This is a genomic window from Arsenophonus endosymbiont of Crataerina pallida, assembly GCF_964020125.1.
GTDB classification, from domain to species: domain Bacteria; phylum Pseudomonadota; class Gammaproteobacteria; order Enterobacterales; family Enterobacteriaceae; genus Arsenophonus; species Arsenophonus nilaparvatae.
On the sequence record NZ_OZ026540.1, the window covers coordinates 3,567,849 to 3,586,651 of the forward strand.

The following is an 18,803-nucleotide window of genomic DNA, read 5'->3' on the forward strand; positions in this document are numbered from 1 at the left end:
CTGGTTACTTTATCAACAGAAAGAATGACTGCAGTTATGCGGCGATTCATTCTTATTCTTTTGCTGATTGTTAGAAGTCGGTAATTTAACAATATCCTTTATGTTTTAATTTGGTGCAATATTGTTAACTAATGAAAGTGTGAGAAATGTGAAATAAATCTATTTTTGTATTAATTAAAATAGATTTTATTATAAGTATTGTTATATCTTGCTGAAACATAAATAAATAAAAAAATATTAAATTAATTAATGTTATAATTATTTAACTAAATATATCACCAAACAAATTAACATTTGTGGCTAGTTTTCTGATTATTGGCCCAATAGCTGTTAATTTTTTGTTATTTTATGGTTTATTTATTGAGTTGATTATATTTTCATCAAAATAAAATTTCAGGAAGAATAGGAAAATAAAAAGTCAGTTTATGCGTTAAAAATAGGTCTAATTTTCGTTAATTCAAAATTATAACTTACATGCCTGCATACTAACAAAACTAAAAAAGAGAAAAACGATGGAGAGGGACAGATGACATTAAGCTACCCAATGATAATTATGTTTGTGATTTATATTTTTGTGATGTTGTTAATCGGTTTTTGGGCCTATCGCTCAACAACCAGTTTTGATGATTACATTTTAGGCGGACGTCGTTTAGGTGGGGTAGTAACGGCGCTTTCTGCTGGTGCATCAGATATGAGTGGTTGGTTATTAATGGGATTACCGGGCGCTATTTTTCTAAGCGGAATAGCGGAAAGCTGGATTGCGATCGGATTATCTTTAGGCGCTTATTTAAATTGGCGATTAGTCGCTGGGCGATTACGCGTGCAAACCGAAAATAATCATAATTCGCTGACATTACCTGACTATTTTACCAGCCGCTTTGAAGATAAAAGTAAAATGTTGCGTATCGTTTCGGCCTCGGTGATCATGGTTTTTTTTACTATCTATTGTGCTTCCGGTGTGGTTGCCGGCGGATTACTGTTTGAAAATACTTTTGGCATAAGCTATCAGCAAGCGATGTGGTTAGGTGCATTAGCCACCATTATTTATACTTTTTTGGGCGGTTTTCTAGCCGTTAGCTGGACGGATACGGTACAAGCCACTTTGATGATTTTTGCCTTATTATTAACACCAATCATGGTGATTTTTGCTGTCGGTGGCTTGGACAGCGCGGTAACATTCATTAACAATAAAGATCCCGCATATCTTGATATGTTTAAAGGATTAAATTTTGTTGCCATTATCTCTTTATTGGGATGGGGCTTGGGCTACTTTGGCCAACCGCATATATTAGCACGTTTTATGGCAGCTGAATCAGCTCAAACCATTAACCGGGCACGGCGTATTAGTATGACCTGGATGGTACTCTGCTTAGCAGGCACGATTGCGGTTGGTTTTTTTGCCATTGCTTATTTTGATCTGCATCCCGCCGTTGCCGGTGCGGTTATGGCTAATCCTGAGCGGGTATTTATGGAATTAGCCATTATTTTATTTAATCCTTGGCTGGCCGGGATATTGTTATCAGCCATTTTGGCTGCTGTGATGAGTACCTTAAGTTGTCAATTATTGGTTTGTGCCAGTGCGTTGACTGAAGATCTCTATAAACCGTTTATCAGACCTAAAGCTCGCCAGCGAGAGTTAGTTTGGGTTGGTCGTGCCATGGTGTTAGTGGTGGCGGCAATGGCTATTTTTATTGCTCGTGATCCCAATAATAAAGTATTGGTTTTGGTTAGCAACGCCTGGGCGGGCTTTGGCGCGGCCTTTGGTCCAGTGATCTTGATTTCTGTCTTGTGGCAACGTATGAATTGCTATGGTGCTTTAGCCGGTATGCTGGTCGGTTCCTTAACGGTATTGATATGGATGCAATATAAGTGGTTTGGTTTGTATGAAATTATTCCCGGTTTTATTTTTGCCTCAATCGCCATTGTTGTCGTTAGCCTGTTAACTACCGCACCTAGCCAGAGCACCGTGAAACGCTTTATTAAAGCGGAAGCTGAGTATAAAGCCAGTCAATAAGTCGCAACTAATAGACGCGCTAAATTTATCGCTTTGCTAACTAATGCATCGACGTTGTTATATAACCCGATCAATAGTAATGATTTCATGGCTTGATGCTATTTTTAGCCACTAACTATTTTATCGGTAACTTGAAAATGGTGGTTTTAGGCAAACCACCATGGTTAGATTAATTAGCAAGAAGTTTTACGTTTTTTAGCGATTTGATAACCAATTAATAACATCGCAAACCAAATGGGTACCGCCAATAGTGCCTGGCGAGTATCTTTTTCTAAAGTTAGCAATATTAAAACAAACACAAAAAATAGTAGGCAAACCCAAGACATAACAATGCCAGCTGGCATTTTATAAATCGAAGTTTGATGGCGATGCGGTTGTTTTTTGCGATAAGCCAGATAAGCACACAGGATCATACTCCAGATAAACATAAAAAGGATCGCAGCTACGGTGGTGATCAGGACAAAAACCCGCATAACATCGGGAATAAAATAGATCAATACCACTGCCATACTAAGGCAGCAGCAGGTAAAAAATAATCCCTTAACTGGCACTGCTTTATTGGATAATTGACTAAATTGGCTGGGGGCATTGGCTTCCTTGGCTAGCCCAAATAACATCCGGCTGGTGGAAAAGACGCCACTATTGGTAGAGGAAGCGGCTGAAGTCAGCACCACAAAGTTGACAATACTGGCCGCAGCCGGTACACCAATTAAGACAAACAATTCGACGAATGGGCTCTTATCGGCAGCAATCTCACGCCAAGGGGTGACTGACATAATAACCACTAAAGAAAGGAAATAAAAGGCGATAAATCTAAACGGAATGGCACTGATCGCTTTTGGTAACACGCGATTTGGATCGCGCGTTTCGGCAGCGGTGGCGCCAACGATTTCAATCCCAACGAAAGAGAAGATGGCTAATTGGAAACCGGCAAAAAAACCGTTAATGCCCATGGGAAAGATGCCATCATTCCACAGGTGACTGAAGGATGCAATATGACCGGTAGGCGTTTTGAAGCCGATAATCACTAATATTACGCCAATCAAAATAAGAAAGACAATGGCAATGATTTTGATAATCGCAAACTAAAATTCTGTTTCACCAAATAAGGAAACCGAGACCAGATTAAGGGTTAATAACAAGAGTATGCAAAGTAATGAAGTCAGCCAGGGCGGAAAATCAGGTGCCCAGTAACCAATATAGGCAGTAATAGCAACAATTTCTGCGATTGCGGTGATCACCCAACAAAACCAATAAGTCCAGCCAACGAAAAAGCCGGCCCATGGGCCTAATAGTTCAGCACAAAAATCACTAAAGGATTTATAATTTAAATTAGAAAGGAGTAGTTCCCCCATGGCCCTCATTACGAAAAATAAAACAAAGCCGATAATTAGATAAATAATAATAAGGGACGGGCCAGCTAAAGAGATAGCTTTGCCTGAGCCCATAAATAATCCTGTGCCTATGGCACCACCTATAGCAATCAGTTAAATATGGCGATTTTGTAAACCTCGTTTGAGTTGTCCTTGATCTATGTTTGTTGCCGATGATAATGGTTTGTCGTTCATAGATTGTCCAATGTTGTTTTATTTTATTCAGCAAGGGTTAGCGGGTTATTATTTTTAAAATATCATTATTTAACTTATGGTGACACAATTATAGCAGGGTGGAAGATGATATTGATTTAATTAGCTAGGCCTCTAATAATTAATTGCCAATTTTTTATATTCTTTAATAAATAAAATTTGTATAAATAACTTTATTTAAATGATAAGCAAAATAACGGTTTTTTATCAGCTAATTCCAGCCATTGAAATTTTCAGCTGATTTTTTTTATTAACTATCAAGATGATATAATTATTTTTATTTTGTTGTTAATTATCTTTTAACAACAGATGTTTAGCAATTGTTATACCGCTCATTTATTCTGTTTACCACTGTTTTTAACTAACTAGGACAATTTAATTTTATCGATATCATACGGCTTTCATTATTCGTTATACCCTGATATATATAACGATAAAAATAATGAAAAAGGTATCAATGATGAAAAAATATATTGCCAAAATAGTGACAGCGGTTGCACTTTTTTTGTTGGTCATTGGCCAAAATTGGGCGGCGGAGAATAAAGTGACCGTTTTTGCTGCCGCATCGTTAACCAATGCCTTAAATGATATCGTAACGCAATATCAAAAGGTTCATAATACTAAAATTATTGCCGCTTATGCTTCCTCTTCAACGTTAGCCAGACAAATTGAACAGGGTGCTCCGGCCGATATTTTTATCTCTGCTGACCAACAATGGATGGATTATGTGCAACAGAAACAACTTATGGTTAATGCCAGTCGCCATACTTTGTTAGGTAATAATTTAGTTCTTATTGCGCCAATAAATTCAACACTAAAACCAATCACAATTAGCCAAAAAACTGATTGGCGCACACTTGCCAATGGTGAACGAATTGCTGTCGGTGATCCTGATCATGTCCCGGTTGGTATCTATGCTAAACAGGCACTAGTTGCTTTAGGCGCCTGGAAAACCGTTGATACGATGTTAGCCAGAACCAATAATGTTCGCAGTGGTATGGCATTAGTTGAGTTGAATGAAGCACCTTTAGGCATAGTGTATGGCTCTGATGTGGGGGTGAGTAAAAAGGTTAAAGTAGTTGGCATATTTCCAGAGAACAGTTATAACGCTATCAAATACCCGATGGCGATTGTCAAAAATCATCAGACTAATCAGGTTAACGATTTTTTTGCCTATTTAAAAACGCCGGCCGCAGCGGCAATATTTAAACATTATAGTTTTAGGCCATTATAGGAAATTAATTTTTGCAGATGCTAAGTGAATATGAGTGGCAAGCTATTATTTTAAGCTTAAAAGTATCGAGTGTTGCGGTATTGGTGAGTCTGCCTTTAGGAATATTAATGGCCTGGATCTTGGTGCGTTGTCATTTTTCGGGCAAAACATTATTCGATAGTCTGATCCATTTACCTTTAGTATTACCACCAGTAGTGGTAGGTTATCTCCTTTTACTGTCATTTGGTCGCCATGGGGCAATAGGTGAATGGCTATACGATTGGTTTGGATTTAGTTTTACTTTTAGTTGGCGAGGTGCCGCTTTAGCTTCTGCCATCATCGCTTTTCCATTGTTGGTTAGAGCAATAAGATTAGCATTGGAAGGCGTTGATAGACGCCTTGAGCAGGCCGCCCGAACCTTAGGCGCTAATCCATTACGGGTTTTTTTTACCATCACCTTACCGCTTATCTTACCGGGAATTATTGTCGGTATGGTTTTGGCTTTTGCTCGTTCATTAGGTGAATTTGGTGCCACGATTACCTTTGTTTCTAATATTCCAGGTGAAACCAGAACCATTCCATTAGCCATGTATACTCTAATTGAAACACCAGGCGCAGAAATAGCCGCGGCTCGTTTATGTATTATTGCTATCATCTTAGCCTTGCTGTCGTTACTCTTTTCTGAATGGTTAACTCGTTGTGGCAGAAAACGCTTGGGGGCAATGTGTTAGCTTTGCGTCTGCAACAGCAGCTAGGGGATTTATCGCTCTCTGTTGATACCGCACTTTCGACTCAAGGGATCACTGCTATTTTTGGCGTTTCCGGTGTTGGTAAAACCTCCCTGATAAACTTGATAGGTGGGCTTACCAAACCTGATAAAGGACAGATTATTTTTAATGATCGGGTTTTAGTCGATACGGATAAAGGTCTGTTTGTACCACCAGAAAGGCGTAAAATGGGTTATGTTTTTCAAGATGCGCGCCTGTGTCCACATTATAGCGTCAAAGGTAATTTGCAATATGGCATGTCTGGCGCAATGAAATCACACTTTGATGATATTGTTCAATTGCTCGGTATTGAAACATTATTGCCGCGCTTGCCAGCTATGTTGTCAGGTGGCGAAAAACAACGAGTGGCTATTGACCGTGCATTATTAACCGCGCCTGAATTATTATTAATGGATGAGCCATTAGCTTCGTTAGATTTACCACGCAAAAGAGAGTTACTTCCCTATTTGGAAAAGTTATCGCAAGATATCCAAATCCCTATTCTCTATGTCAGTCATAATCTGGATGAAATAGTCCGGTTGGCTGATAATGTAATTGTTATGTCAGCAGGTAAAATTGAAGCAGTCGCGCCATTAGCTGATATTTGGTCAAGCAGTGTTTTCCGTCCCTGGTTACAAGCTGATGCATTAAGTAGTATCTTAAATGTTAAGGTGATCGAGCATCATAGCCTTTATACCATGACATCGGTTGCTATATCGGATCAACGATTGTGGCTTCCCCAGTTGCAATTTCAATTAGGTCAATCGGTTCGGATCCGTATTGATGCCGCAGACGTTTCTTTAACCTTACATAAGCCAACGCAAACGACGATTCGTAATATATTAAGGGGCAAAGTAATGGAGTGCATTGATGACATCGAGCAAGTAGATGTTAAGTTAGCAATAGATAGCCACTTTATCTGGGCCAGGATCACGCGTTGGGCAAGAGATGAGCTAGAAATAAAGCCGGGTAAATGGGTTTATGCCCAAATCAAGAGTCTATCGCTAACTCGGCGGCTTTAATTCTAATGATGATGCAATATTTGCGAACAAAGATTGTTAGCCAGTTGTGCAAATAGCTTTACAGCCTTTATAACACATATTTTTCGATCACTTGAGCGATCCCTGGCGCGCTATTTTGATCGGTAATTATATCAGCATGTTTTTTCACCTCATCACAGCTATTACCCATTGCAACGCCGAGACCTGCGGCAGTTAGCATGCTGACATCATTGAAATTATCACCAAAAGCTATCACATCTTTCATCGCTAAACCCTGAGATTCGACCCAACGTTGTAAACGCAAACCTTTGCTATTGCCTTTTTTAGCAATATCAACTTGATCAAACCATGACCACTCGCAAGCAAGCTCCAGCTCTTGTTGAATAGTTTGGCTAAAAGTACGTAATTTTTCGATATCAGGCGTACAAGTGGCAAATTTCCAAATAGCCGTAACCTGTTGGATTGCTGTATTAAAATTGTCAATTTTATGGATATTGGGACGTTGATTTTCAGGTAAAGAATCTGCCCATTTCAATGTTCGTTCAATAGCATCATTATGTTGTTGATATAGCATGGCGTCATCAACATACATCAAGTGGTTGATATCGGTACCTTGTAAATAGACAACCACCTTAGTCGCTTCTGCTGCTGATAACGGATCCGATTCCAGCATTTTTTTAGCATGATAGTCATAGAGATAAGTACCATTGCAACAAATTGCCGGCGTATCCAAATTCAGTGCTTGATAAAATGGGTGAATAGCAACGTGATGGCGGCCGGTAGCAATGATAACGTTGATCCCTTGGCGACGAGCTTGGTTTATAGCTGCTAAAGATTGTGGCAAGATCTGTTTTTGTGGATCCAATAGGGTACCATCGAGATCTAAAGCGATGACGCGATATGACATAAATCAGCCTCATTAAATAGTGATATAGCATTTAATCTAGCTAGTAATTTTAAACAATGTAACTTAGTAAATTATTTATCTTACAGGTGCAAACCGATAAATTTTTCCAAATCTAATCATATCGAATAATAGTCGTTAACTAAACCAGAAAAAATAAATAATTACCCTAGTGGATAATAAACTAGCAACATAATTGAATATTAATAAGCAGCAAAATTTTTGGCTCGTTGAGTTAATAAATGGCCATTTTTTTTAATTTAATGTCAATGTTGTTAATTTTAAATCGATATTTATTGCCTTTTTTAACAATAAATGCTTCTATCTGAACAGCGTATTTTAATATTAGTATTTAAATTTATTATGCTGATGGTTGTTAATTTTAACTGATATTTTGGTTAGATGATAAATTAGATATTAATTTATTATATTTTATAAAAATGGATTATTTATGAATTAAAATTCTTCTTATTATTAAATATAACGTTAGAATAATTTAGCTAAGATTTTATGAAATTATATTTATATCCTATTTAATATATTATTTTATTTGTTATTTGATGGTCATAATTTTTCACATAAAGGCCAATATATTAATTTTTTATTTTATTTATATTTAAGTGAAATGTTTTTTTAAGCAAAAAATAGATTAATTAAATTGATATTCTAGTTTTATCGGCATAATAATTTAGCCTGCTGTAAGTAATGTTATATAAAAATAGTGTTAATTATTAAAAGTAGAAATTATTTAAGGGATGTATTAAATGAAAAGTAAATTACTATTAGCTCCGTTAGCACTCATGTGTGCTGCCAATATTGCAACTGCATCTGCAAAACCGGAACCACAGCATGGTTTTATTTTTGAACCTAAGAGCCGGGCAGTTTTATGTTGGATACATGAAAATAATAATTGTGGCGCTGTTGAATATGATCCTATGTCTATTGAAGGGCCGAAAGGTTTTCCGCAAGGCGGTGCTCGTGATGGTAAAATAGCCAGTGGTGATAATTCATCATTTTATAAACTCAACGAACAAAGTGTTGATCGCTGGAAAAAAGTACCGCTAACTTCAGGCAAAAACACCTTTCGTTGGTCGCTAACCCAGCCACACAGAACAGAAAAATGGGAGTTTTTTATTACTAAACAGGATTGGAATCCCAATGCACCATTAACCCGTGCCTCTTTTGATTTAAAACCGTTCTGTGAGCGTTTTGACGGTGGTGAGATGCCAGCTAAAGATCAGATTTATTTTGATTGTGATGTTCCACAACGCACTGGTTATCAAGTTATTTTAGGTGTTTGGTCAATTGCTGATACGGCAAATGCTTTTTATCAAGTTGTCGATGTGGATATGCAAGCTAAATAATATTAATAGCCATTTTTAGTGTGTGAAGTAACCAATATTATAATTTCAAATCAGATTTGCAAACTTTTGTATTATGCAATATTTACTATTATTAATTGCTAGCTATTTCTACTTAGCTAGCTTTTATCAAATAATTTAGTGTAATGTGAGTTTATTGGTATTTGATATTAATCATTGGTAATTTTCATTAGCAGGAATAAATTTTCACCCCTCATGTTGGATAATTTTTTGCCAAATATTGGCAACATGGTTCACTTGATAAAGCGCACAATTAAGCACATTATTTTGCGTTTTAACCATTGACAACTCATTTTGTAGATTAAAGCCAAGGTTCATTCCCATATCGATAATAGTGTGTACATCACGATCATTACCGACATGCCAAAAAGGGGTTAAATTTGATCTTTCATAAGCGCCTCTTAAGACAAAATTAGCGCTTTTCCCCCAGACTTTTAAACCATCCATTCGTTCTTGTGCATTTTCGCGCGCCCAGAAATGTAATTCGCGCAGAACATTATCAATTAGTGGTAAACTTTTTTTGGCAATCGTTGCTCGAGCTTCATTAGATTGGCATAACCACCATTTTATGGTTTCGCCATTAACTGTTCCACCGGCAGACATTGATGAAGAGAGATCGACAGCTTGATAAAAGGCAGCACCGGTTTCACCGGTTGTTGGATCAAAAAAAACCGCACCGATTGCTACAATGGCGGCGCAACTACCCATTCCCATGGTTTCTAAGTCTACCATTAAATTTTCGCGGGGTTTCATTACTATTCCTTAATTTTTTATTAACACTTAATGGTGTTAATCTGCTCATCCTGATATTTTCGGTTTATTATTTTAAAATTTTGCTCACGGCTTGCTGATGTTATTTATGACTTAATTATGCGAGACTGATAAAATCTATATAAAGCGCTTGGTCAAATAAACTCGGCTTATATGTTGCTTACAGTAAACAATAATGTGAAATTTATATTAAATATTTAATGGCTGTATTGATTGTATTGCGTTTTTGTTAAAATATTTTTATTAACAAAAAATATCTTATATATTTATATAATATTATTTTTTTACTTTTTAACAACAGATTTTTATAGGGTTTAATTTAATTGGTGATAATCTGAATACTAAATTTAGTTGAATAAGGCTATATTCAATGGCTCTCAACAGTTGTGAAATCATTATCGGTAAATATAAACTTTAGTCACACAGTGATAATTTATAAAAACCTGCAACATAGTGACATCAGTCAGCTGATGAATAAATTTTTTTATTAACCATTTGGCTATTTTTGTCATTATTTAGCAGCAAATCGGATATGATAACTGAGGCTATTTTGTCGAATCATTTCTGAGGAGTTAAGCAATGAAACAGGTGGTGTATGTTGCCAGTCCAGAAAGCAAGCAAATTCATGTTTGGTCAATGGATGAAAAGGGCAAACTGACATTATTGCAACAGTTGACATTACCAGGTGAAGTACAGCCGATGCAGATTAGTCGTGATGGTCGACACCTTTATGTTGGTATCCGTCCTGATTTTGCGATTATTACTTATCTTATTTCAGCTGAAGGAAAACTCAGCCAACAGGCCATTACCGCTATTCCCGCCACGCCAACCCATATTGAAATTGATAATCAGGGTCGTTGGTTATTTATTCCCTCTTACCATCAGGGTAATTTAATGGTGTTACCGGTTGATCAACAGGGGATCGCTCAATCACCAATTCAAGTTATTGGCAATTTAAAACATCCCCATGCATCGGGAGTAAGTTTTGATAATTCACACTTGTTTGTCCCTTGTTTAGGGGAAGATCAGATCCGCGTTTATACCATTAATGACAATGGACATTTAACCGAACAGGTTGCCTATCGGATCACAACTAACGAAGGCGCAGGGCCCCGCCATTTGGCATTTTCGCCCAACCACAACGCTTTTTATTGTTTAAATGAGTTAGATGCCACCATTAATGTTTATTCTGCATTTGAACCTTATCAGCAAAAGCAAAATTGTGACATTTTAGCTGCCGGAGCAGCATGTAAACCTTGGGCTGCCGATATCCATATTACGCCAAATGGTCGACATCTTTATGCTAGTGAACGTTCTGCCAGTATAATACGCCACTTCGAGGTGACAGCAGAGGGGTTAGCATTAACGCCGATAGCAGCTTATGCAACCGAAACTCAACCACGTGGCTTCAATATTGATCAAAGCGGTCATTTTTTGCTGGCCGCAGGCCAAAAGTCGGATCATATTGCGGTTTATAAAATAGATGCGGTGACTGGCGTGCTACAAGCATTAGAACGGTATCCGGTTGGCAAAGGGCCGATGTGGATCACGACCCATATAATTGAAAACTAAATTATTTTTAATTTACAGCTTGATGACTATTTTTTTTATCGCTTGCGTTAACTTAGTCAGCTGTTCAGCGGTAATAATATAGGGTGGCATTAAATAAATTAATTTACCAAATGGCCGGATCCAGACTCCCTCAGCGACAAAATGACGTTGTAATTCAGGCACATTGACGGGGCTTTTCATTTCAACAACACCAATTGCGCCTAAAACCCGCACGTCAGCAACTTGTGGTTGATCTCGCAGTGGGTAGAGTTCAGCCATTAATTGAGTTTCAATGTTTTTCACCCATTTTTGCCATGGGCTATTCCTTAGTAATGTTATGCTCGCATCAGCGATCGCGCAGGCTAGTGGGTTGCCCATAAAAGTGGGCCCATGCATAAAACAGCCGGCTTTACCTAGGCTGATAATCTCTGCGATAGAACGGCTGGTCAGAGTGGCTGACAGAGTAACATAACCACCGGTTAGCGCTTTACCTAAACATAAAATATCCGGCGCAATGCCGCTGTGTTGACAAGCAAATAATTTGCCGGTACGGCCAAAACCGATGGCGATTTCATCGGCAATCAGCAAAATATTATAGCGATCGCATAATTCTCTCACTGCCGTCAAATAATTAGGGTGATAAATTCGCATACCGCCCGCTCCCTGAACGATCGGCTCAACGATGATGGCAGCAATTTTATCGGCCCGTTCGGTTAGTATTTTTTGTAATGGGATCAGAGAATCAGCATTCCATTGTTGATAAAAACCGCATTGAGGCGCTTGCACGAAAATATGTTCGGGTAGATAGCCGCGATAAAGACTATGCATCGAATTTTCCGGATCGCAAACTGACATAGCACCAAAGGTATCACCATGATATCCTTGTTGTAAGGCAATAAACTGGTGGCGCGCTTCGCCTCGTGCCTGCCAATATTGTAATGCCATTTTTAATGCCACCTCGACCGCAACTGAGCCGGAATCAGCCAGAAAAATACACTCTAATTTATCATCAGTTATATCGATTAATTGTCGGCACAAAGCAGTCGCTGCTGGATGTGTGATGCCGCCAAACATTACATGGGACATTTTCGTTAATTGCTCTGTAGCGGCTTGATTGAGTACGGGATGGTTATAGCCGTGAATTGCTGCCCACCAGGAAGCCATACCATCAATCAATTTTCTGCCATCAGCTAATTCAAGTTCGACACCTGAAGCGCGCACGACAGGATAGGCTGGTATTGGTTTGGTCATTGAAGTGTATGGGTGCCAAATATGTTTCGCATCAAAATTAAGATCGTCGATTTTCATTATCCATAGTCAACTAATTATATTTATTTTAGTTGACATGATAACGCAGTTATTTAAACTGGCAATACTTTTTGTTTCATAAGAGAGAATGGTGAAGATGGAAAAACCATGGACACTTAGCCAGGCACAAGCACTATTTGATTTACCTTTTTTTGCATTACTTTTTCAAGCTCAGCAAGTTCATCGTCAACATTTTGATCCGCAACAGATCCAGATTAGTACTTTACTCTCCATTAAAACCGGCGCCTGCCCGGAAGATTGCAAATATTGCCCACAAAGTGCTCGCTATAAAACCGGATTAAAAGCCGAGCGACTATTAGAAGTCCAGCAAGTGATCGAATCGGCTAAACAAGCCAAAAAAGCCGGTTCAACCCGTTTTTGTATGGGCGCTGCCTGGCGCAATCCCCATGAACGCGATATGCCTTATCTCGAAACCATGGTGAAAGAAGTCAAAGCGTTAGGCCTAGAAACCTGCATGACACTGGGTAAATTAAATGATCAGCAAGCACACCGGTTAGCGGAGGCTGGACTTGATTATTACAATCACAATTTAGACACCTCACCTGAATTTTATGGCAGCATCATTACCACTCGAACCTATCAAGAAAGGCTGGATACGATTGATGTAGTTCGTCAGGCAGGCATGAAGGTATGCTCTGGTGGAATTGTTGGTTTAGGTGAAAAGGTGACTGATCGGGCGGCGCTATTGGTTCAATTAGCTAATTTACCACAGGCTCCTGAAAGTGTGCCGATTAATATGCTAATAAAAATAAAAGGCACGCCCCTTGAAGATAATGAAGATGTCGATCCTTTTGACTTTATTCGCACCATCGCTGTTGCCCGTATTATGATGCCAACCTCTTTTGTCCGGCTTTCTGCTGGCCGTGAACAGATGAATGAACAGATGCAAGCACTCTGTTTTATGGCCGGGGCTAACTCCCTTTTTTATGGCTGTAAGTTATTGACGGCCGCTAATCCCAAAGAAGATAAAGATCAGCAACTTTTTCGCAAGCTAAATATTAATCCTCAACCGATTGAAACCGCCTTGACTCACCACCAGCAAATTGAGCGGCTGGAAGAAGCGATGATGCAGGTGGATACGGAACAGTTTTATAACGCGGCACTATAATGAATTGGTCAACATTTTTAACTCGTCAACTTGATAGGCGCAAGCAGCAAGCATTGTGGCGGCAGCGGCAGCTAATTAAAAAAAATGATGCGTGTACGCTAATCTTTGATCAACAGCAGTATATCAATTTTTCAAGTAATGATTATCTGGGATTAAGTCATCATGCGGTAATTATTAAAGCCTGGCAAACAGGATTAAGCCAATATGGAGCAGGTAGTGGAAGCTCTGGTCATGTTATCGGTTTTAATTGCGCTCACGCCCAATTAGAGCAACAGCTTGCCGATTGGTTAGGTTACCCCCGTGCTTTGTTATTTATTTCCGGCTATGCGGCAAATCAAAGTGTAATAACGGCCTTAATGAACAAAAATGATCATATTGTGGCCGATAAACTCAGTCATGCATCCTTACTGGAAGCCGCGATGTTATCGCCAGCTAGATTACAACGTTTTGCCCATAATCAACCTGACGCCTTAAGGCATCTTTTGGCGACCAATCATAATGGTAAAACACTGGTTGCCACTGAAGGTATATTTAGTATGGATGGCGATAGTGCCCCTTTAGCTCAATTACATGCAGTGACGCGGCAAGCGCAGGCGTGGTTATTAGTGGACGATGCCCATGGTATTGGCGTAAGAGGCCATGAAGGCAGAGGTAGTTGTTATCTGCATAAGATAAAACCTGAACTGCTGGTGGTGACATTTGGTAAAGCTTTTGGTCTTAGTGGTGCGGCACTGCTTTGTGATGAAAACACCGCTGACTATTTTCTGCAATATGCTCGCCATTTGATTTATAGTACTTCAATGCCTCCGGCTCAAGCAGTGGCATTAACTGAGGCGGTTAGACAAATTCGTCAAGCAGATGAATTAAGAGCCAATTTACAGCGCAATATCGATTATTTTCGTCAATTAGCCAACCACTATCAATTGCCACTATTAAATTCCGCTAGCGCAATTCAGCCACTCATTGTTGGTAGTAATCAACGATGTTTACAGTTATCTCAATTTTTACGCCAGCAAGGATTTTGGGTGCAAGCTATTCGGCCGCCAACGGTACCAGCGGGTAGTGCAAGATTAAGGATCACCTTGATGGCAAATCATCAATTAGCCGATATTGCTCAGTTAATGGAAACATTAAATGACTTCTTTAACAACGACGCCGATGAATAAGCAAGCGATTGCTCATGCTTTTGGGCGGGCGGCCAAAAATTACGACAATATTGCCTTATTTCAACAACAAAGTGGCCAACATCTGTTTGATTGTTTATCTGCAATACCTGGTAAAAAAGTGCTGGATGCTGGCTGTGGTACCGGCTATTTCAGTGCGCAGTGGCAGTTAGCCGGAAAATGGGTTATAGCCCTCGATCTGTCTGCATCAATGTTAGCCATTGCTCAACAAAAGCAAGCAGCTATGAGCTATATCCAGGCCGATATGGAGAGGTTACCACTGGCCGATGAAAGTGTTGATCTCTGTTTTAGTCATCTTGCTATTCAGTGGTGTAGTAATTTATCTACCCCATTAAGTGAGTTATATCGTGTTACTAAAAAGGGTGGGGTCGTTGCTTTTTCTACTTTAGTCGATGGCTCATTACAAGAGCTACAACAGTGTTGGCAAAAAGTTGATAATAACCGGCACATTAATTCTTTTATGACTTTTGAACAAATTAAGCAAGCTTGTCGTGATTGGCCGCATAGTTTAGAACAGCGTTGCTGGCATTTAACTTACCCTTCATTTGCTTGTTTACTTCAATCTATAAAGGGTATTGGCGCGACTTATCTAACGGATGGGCGTCAGCAGCAGGGTCTAATGACAAAAAACCAGTTAGCTAAACTGGTTGATCATTATCCTCATATTAATCAGCAATTTCCCTTAACTTATCAACTGGTTTATGGAATGTTATATCGTGAATAGATGTTTTTTTGTCACTGGAACTGACACAGATGTGGGTAAGACTGTCGTCAGCTGTGCGCTGCTACACGCAGCTGCCGATCAGGGTTATCAAACAGCGGGCTATAAACCGGTAGCCTCAGGCAGTGAACAGTTAACCATTGGCTTAAGAAATTCAGATGCTCAGTTATTAAGAAAAAATAGTAGCGTGAAACTGAATTACCATGATGTTAATCCGATCGTTTTTGCTCAAGCAACGTCACCCCATATTGCTAGTCAACTAACAGGGGAGCTTATCGATTGGCAGATAATGCATACAGGATTAAATAAATTAACACAATCTGCTAACTGGATTATTATCGAAGGTGCTGGTGGATGGTATACACCGCTTTGTGCTGAGCACACTTTGGCTGATTGGGTTATACAACAGCAATTGCCAGTGATATTAACAGTTGGCATTAAATTGGGTTGTATTAACCATGCAATATTAACCGCACAGGCCATTGAGCAAAGTGGCTTATTATTGGCAGGCTGGGTGGCTAATGAAATTGTTTTTCCGGGTCAATATCAGCAGGATTATTTGTTAACATTACAGCAACGGCTGTCAGCACCATGTTTAGGCGTTATTCCGCATTTGCCGAATTGGCAATCTCATTCGATTGGCAAATTTGTCAATTTAGATAACCTACTGTAATAGGAGTAATTTTGGGGCTAAAGCGTTATGCCGCTTTAGCCATATTTTGCTTGAATTAGCTTAATTGCAACAAATGAAATGCTATTTTTCTTTTTTTTGCTTATAAAAAAATTTTTTTTTGTGATTATTTTTTTGGCAAAAATTTTTGCCAATGCTCAAGTGAAAATCTTACAACTATTGATGCTGAAAAGAATTTTTTGAATTATCCACTATTCCTGTGGATAACCTTGTGTATTAGATCTAGAAAAGTTACGCTAACCGAGATGGGATGAGGCTTGGCGGGCAGTTGATGCCATTCTCGGCTCTGAAGTAAAATTTTATAAATATTAACATGTTATATAAAATCAAGTCTGAAATGATATATAATAAAGTTTTACATTGGCTGATTAGCATAAAATATAATTCAAGGTAAAAAAAGCTTGGGGATAACTAAGTTATTAAAATAATAAATATATGTAAATAATTGGTTGTGGATGAAACTGGGTTTTTATTTCTGCTGTCATTGAAACTGTTTTTTTATCCAGTATGATAAAGAAATATTTTTAGTAGAGAGGGTTAGATGAGTAAAGTCTTCAAATTGCATGCTGAATTTCAACCTGCCGGTGATCAGCCTGCAGCGATAAAGAAATTAATCGAAGGTCTTAATGATGGATTGGCTCATCAAACCTTACTTGGTGTCACCGGATCGGGTAAAACATTCACTATCGCTAATGTTATTGAGCAGGTTAACCGCCCGGTAATGGTAATGGCTCACAATAAGACGTTGGCTGCACAATTATATAGTGAGATGAAAGCTTTTTTCCCTGACAATGCGGTGGAATATTTTGTTTCTTATTATGATTATTATCAACCAGAAGCATATGTTCCAAGCTCCGATACCTTTATTGAAAAAGATGTTTCTATTAACGAACATATTGAACAGATGCGACTCTCTGCCACTAAAGCACTGCTTGAAAGACGTGATGTTATTGTTGTTGCTTCGGTATCAGCGATTTATGGTTTAGGTGATCCTGATAGCTATCTAAAAATGATGCTTCATTTAACCAAAGGTATGATTATTGATCAGCGAGCTATCTTACGCCGCCTGGCTGATTTGCAATATAGCCGCAATGATCAAGCATTTCAGCGAGGAACATTTAGAGTTAGGGGGGAAGTGATTGATATTTTTCCTGCCGAATCAGATCAATATGCGTTACGAGTTGAATTATTTGATGAGGAAGTAGAACGGCTAGCGCTTTTTGATCCCTTAACCGGACAGATCCAACATAATGTACCGCGATTTACCATTTATCCTAAAACCCACTATGTAACTCCACGTGAGCGTATCCTTGAAGCCATGGAGCAGATTAAAACTGAATTGGCACAAAGACGTAAATTACTACTGGAAAATAGTAAACTTGTTGAAGAGCAGCGGTTAACACAGCGTACCCAGTTTGATTTAGAGATGATGAATGAATTGGGTTATTGTTCTGGTATTGAAAATTATTCACGTTATCTTTCTGGCCGTGCAACCGGTGAACCACCACCAACGTTGTTTGACTATTTACCCGCAGATGGTTTATTAGTTATTGATGAATCGCATGTCACCATCCCACAGATTGGCGGTATGTATCGTGGTGATCGCTCGCGTAAAGAGACATTGGTAGAATATGGTTTTCGCTTACCTTCGGCGTTGGATAATCGCCCGTTACGTTTTGAGGAATTTGAAGCACTTTCCCCACAAACAATTTATATTTCTGCCACGCCAGGTAAGTATGAATTGGAAAAATCGGCAAATGAAATTATTGAGCAAGTTGTGCGGCCAACTGGCTTACTCGATCCCGAAATTGAAGTTCGTCCGGTAGCCACTCAGGTTGATGATCTGTTATCTGAAATCAATTTGCGTACAGCGGTAAATGAACGAGTGCTAGTAACAACGTTAACCAAAAGAATGGCAGAAGATTTGACCGATTATCTGCAAGAACATGACATAAAGGTTCGTTATTTGCATTCAGATATTGATACCGTTGAACGGGTCGAAATTATTCGTGATTTGCGATTAGGCGTATTTGATGTTTTAGTGGGCATTAACTTGTTGCGTGAAGGGTTGGACATGCCAGAGGTATCATTAGTTGCTATCTTAGACGCAGATAAAGAAGGATTTTTACGTTCAGAGCGTTCATTAATTCAAACGATTGGGCGTGCAGCGCGTAACCTGAAAGGTAAAGCTATTTTATATGGCGATAAAGTTACTGATTCAATGGCAAAAGCGATTAAAGAAACGGAACGTCGTCGCGAAAAGCAAATCACCTTTAATCAACAGCATGGTATTGTGCCTAAAGGTTTAAATAAAAAAGTTGGCGATATTTTACAAGTCGGTGTACCAGTATCGGCAAAAGGTAAACATAAACAACCGCAAGTATCACCGATTATCGAAGATTATCAGAAACTTTCGACCAAAGAATTGGAGCTTAAAATTCAGGCGTTAGAAGCGCAAATGTATCGTTATGCACAAGATCTTGAATTTGAACAAGCAGCCAGTTTACGCGATCAAATTCAATTGCTACGTGAACAGTTTATTGCTAATTCTTAAAGCATTAGACAATTTTTATCCGCAGTG

14 protein-coding genes and 1 pseudogene are annotated in these 18,803 nt (G+C 38.8%); 11 read left to right on the plus strand and 4 right to left on the minus strand.

Annotated elements, in window-relative coordinates; translation table 11 throughout:
- Positions 1 to 526 precede the first annotated feature (526 nt).
- Positions 527 to 2,014, plus strand: coding sequence for a sodium/proline symporter PutP (gene putP / locus AACL31_RS19115; protein WP_310512162.1), 1,488 nt, complete (start codon positions 527 to 529; stop codon positions 2,012 to 2,014).
- A 173-nt stretch (positions 2,015 to 2,187) separates the two neighbouring features.
- Here putP and cycA read toward each other — a convergent pair.
- Positions 2,188 to 3,582: pseudogene (gene cycA, locus AACL31_RS19120) on the minus strand (D-serine/D-alanine/glycine transporter).
- A gap of 478 nt (positions 3,583 to 4,060) precedes the next feature.
- On the opposite strand from cycA, the gene modA reads away from it, so the two are divergent.
- Genes modA through modC form a run of 3 tightly spaced genes read left to right on the plus strand, consistent with a single transcriptional unit; the run spans position 4,061 to position 6,602 of the window.
- Positions 4,061 to 4,834 (plus strand): molybdate ABC transporter substrate-binding protein, encoded by a 774-nt coding sequence (gene modA / locus AACL31_RS19125; protein WP_310512178.1) that lies wholly within the window; start codon positions 4,061 to 4,063, stop codon positions 4,832 to 4,834.
- Positions 4,835 to 4,851: 17 nt separating this feature from the next.
- On the plus strand, positions 4,852 to 5,544 hold the full coding sequence (modB, locus tag AACL31_RS19130; RefSeq protein WP_310512179.1) for a molybdate ABC transporter permease subunit: 693 nt from the start codon (positions 4,852 to 4,854) through the stop codon (positions 5,542 to 5,544).
- Complete coding sequence (gene modC / locus AACL31_RS19135) at positions 5,499 to 6,602, plus strand: molybdenum ABC transporter ATP-binding protein ModC (RefSeq protein WP_310512163.1); 1,104 nt, start codon at positions 5,499 to 5,501, stop codon at positions 6,600 to 6,602. The genes modB and modC overlap by 46 nt, the downstream gene beginning before the upstream one ends.
- A gap of 67 nt (positions 6,603 to 6,669) precedes the next feature.
- Here the strand turns inward: modC and AACL31_RS19140 are convergent, their stop codons facing one another.
- Complete coding sequence (locus AACL31_RS19140) at positions 6,670 to 7,488, minus strand: pyridoxal phosphatase (protein ID WP_310512164.1); 819 nt, start codon at positions 7,486 to 7,488, stop codon at positions 6,670 to 6,672.
- 761 nt (positions 7,489 to 8,249) lie between these two features.
- On the opposite strand from AACL31_RS19140, the gene AACL31_RS19145 reads away from it, so the two are divergent.
- The gene (locus AACL31_RS19145) at positions 8,250 to 8,849 is read left to right on the plus strand and encodes a lytic polysaccharide monooxygenase (RefSeq protein WP_310512165.1); all 600 of its coding nucleotides are present in this window, start codon (positions 8,250 to 8,252) and stop codon (positions 8,847 to 8,849) included.
- A 204-nt stretch (positions 8,850 to 9,053) separates the two neighbouring features.
- Here the strand turns inward: AACL31_RS19145 and AACL31_RS19150 are convergent, their stop codons facing one another.
- A complete protein-coding gene (locus AACL31_RS19150; protein ID WP_310512166.1) occupies positions 9,054 to 9,620 on the minus strand; it encodes a 3'-5' exonuclease in 567 nt (188 codons plus the stop codon).
- Between the two features lie 597 nt (positions 9,621 to 10,217).
- Here AACL31_RS19150 and pgl point away from each other — a divergent pair.
- A complete protein-coding gene (gene pgl / locus AACL31_RS19155; RefSeq protein ID WP_310512167.1) occupies positions 10,218 to 11,210 on the plus strand; it encodes a 6-phosphogluconolactonase in 993 nt (330 codons plus the stop codon).
- 12 nt (positions 11,211 to 11,222) lie between these two features.
- Here the strand turns inward: pgl and bioA are convergent, their stop codons facing one another.
- Positions 11,223 to 12,497: an adenosylmethionine--8-amino-7-oxononanoate transaminase gene (gene bioA / locus AACL31_RS19160; protein ID WP_310512168.1), complete on the minus strand. Its 1,275-nt coding sequence runs from the start codon at positions 12,495 to 12,497 to the stop codon at positions 11,223 to 11,225.
- A 97-nt stretch (positions 12,498 to 12,594) separates the two neighbouring features.
- Here bioA and bioB point away from each other — a divergent pair, with 97 nt between their 5' ends.
- From bioB to uvrB, 5 genes are all read left to right on the plus strand, one after another.
- Positions 12,595 to 13,626: a biotin synthase BioB gene (gene bioB / locus AACL31_RS19165; RefSeq protein ID WP_310512169.1), complete on the plus strand. Its 1,032-nt coding sequence runs from the start codon at positions 12,595 to 12,597 to the stop codon at positions 13,624 to 13,626.
- Positions 13,626 to 14,792, plus strand: coding sequence for an 8-amino-7-oxononanoate synthase (gene bioF / locus AACL31_RS19170; RefSeq protein ID WP_310512170.1), 1,167 nt, complete (start codon positions 13,626 to 13,628; stop codon positions 14,790 to 14,792). Before bioB ends, bioF begins: the two co-directional genes overlap by 1 nt.
- Positions 14,761 to 15,534: a malonyl-ACP O-methyltransferase BioC gene (gene bioC, locus AACL31_RS19175; RefSeq protein WP_310512171.1), complete on the plus strand. Its 774-nt coding sequence runs from the start codon at positions 14,761 to 14,763 to the stop codon at positions 15,532 to 15,534. The genes bioF and bioC overlap by 32 nt, the downstream gene beginning before the upstream one ends.
- Complete coding sequence (gene bioD, locus AACL31_RS19180) at positions 15,527 to 16,204, plus strand: dethiobiotin synthase (RefSeq protein WP_409013927.1); 678 nt, start codon at positions 15,527 to 15,529, stop codon at positions 16,202 to 16,204. Before bioC ends, bioD begins: the two co-directional genes overlap by 8 nt.
- Positions 16,205 to 16,763: 559 nt before the next feature.
- Positions 16,764 to 18,776, plus strand: coding sequence for an excinuclease ABC subunit UvrB (uvrB, locus tag AACL31_RS19185; protein WP_310512173.1), 2,013 nt, complete (start codon positions 16,764 to 16,766; stop codon positions 18,774 to 18,776).
- Positions 18,777 to 18,803 lie beyond the last annotated feature (27 nt).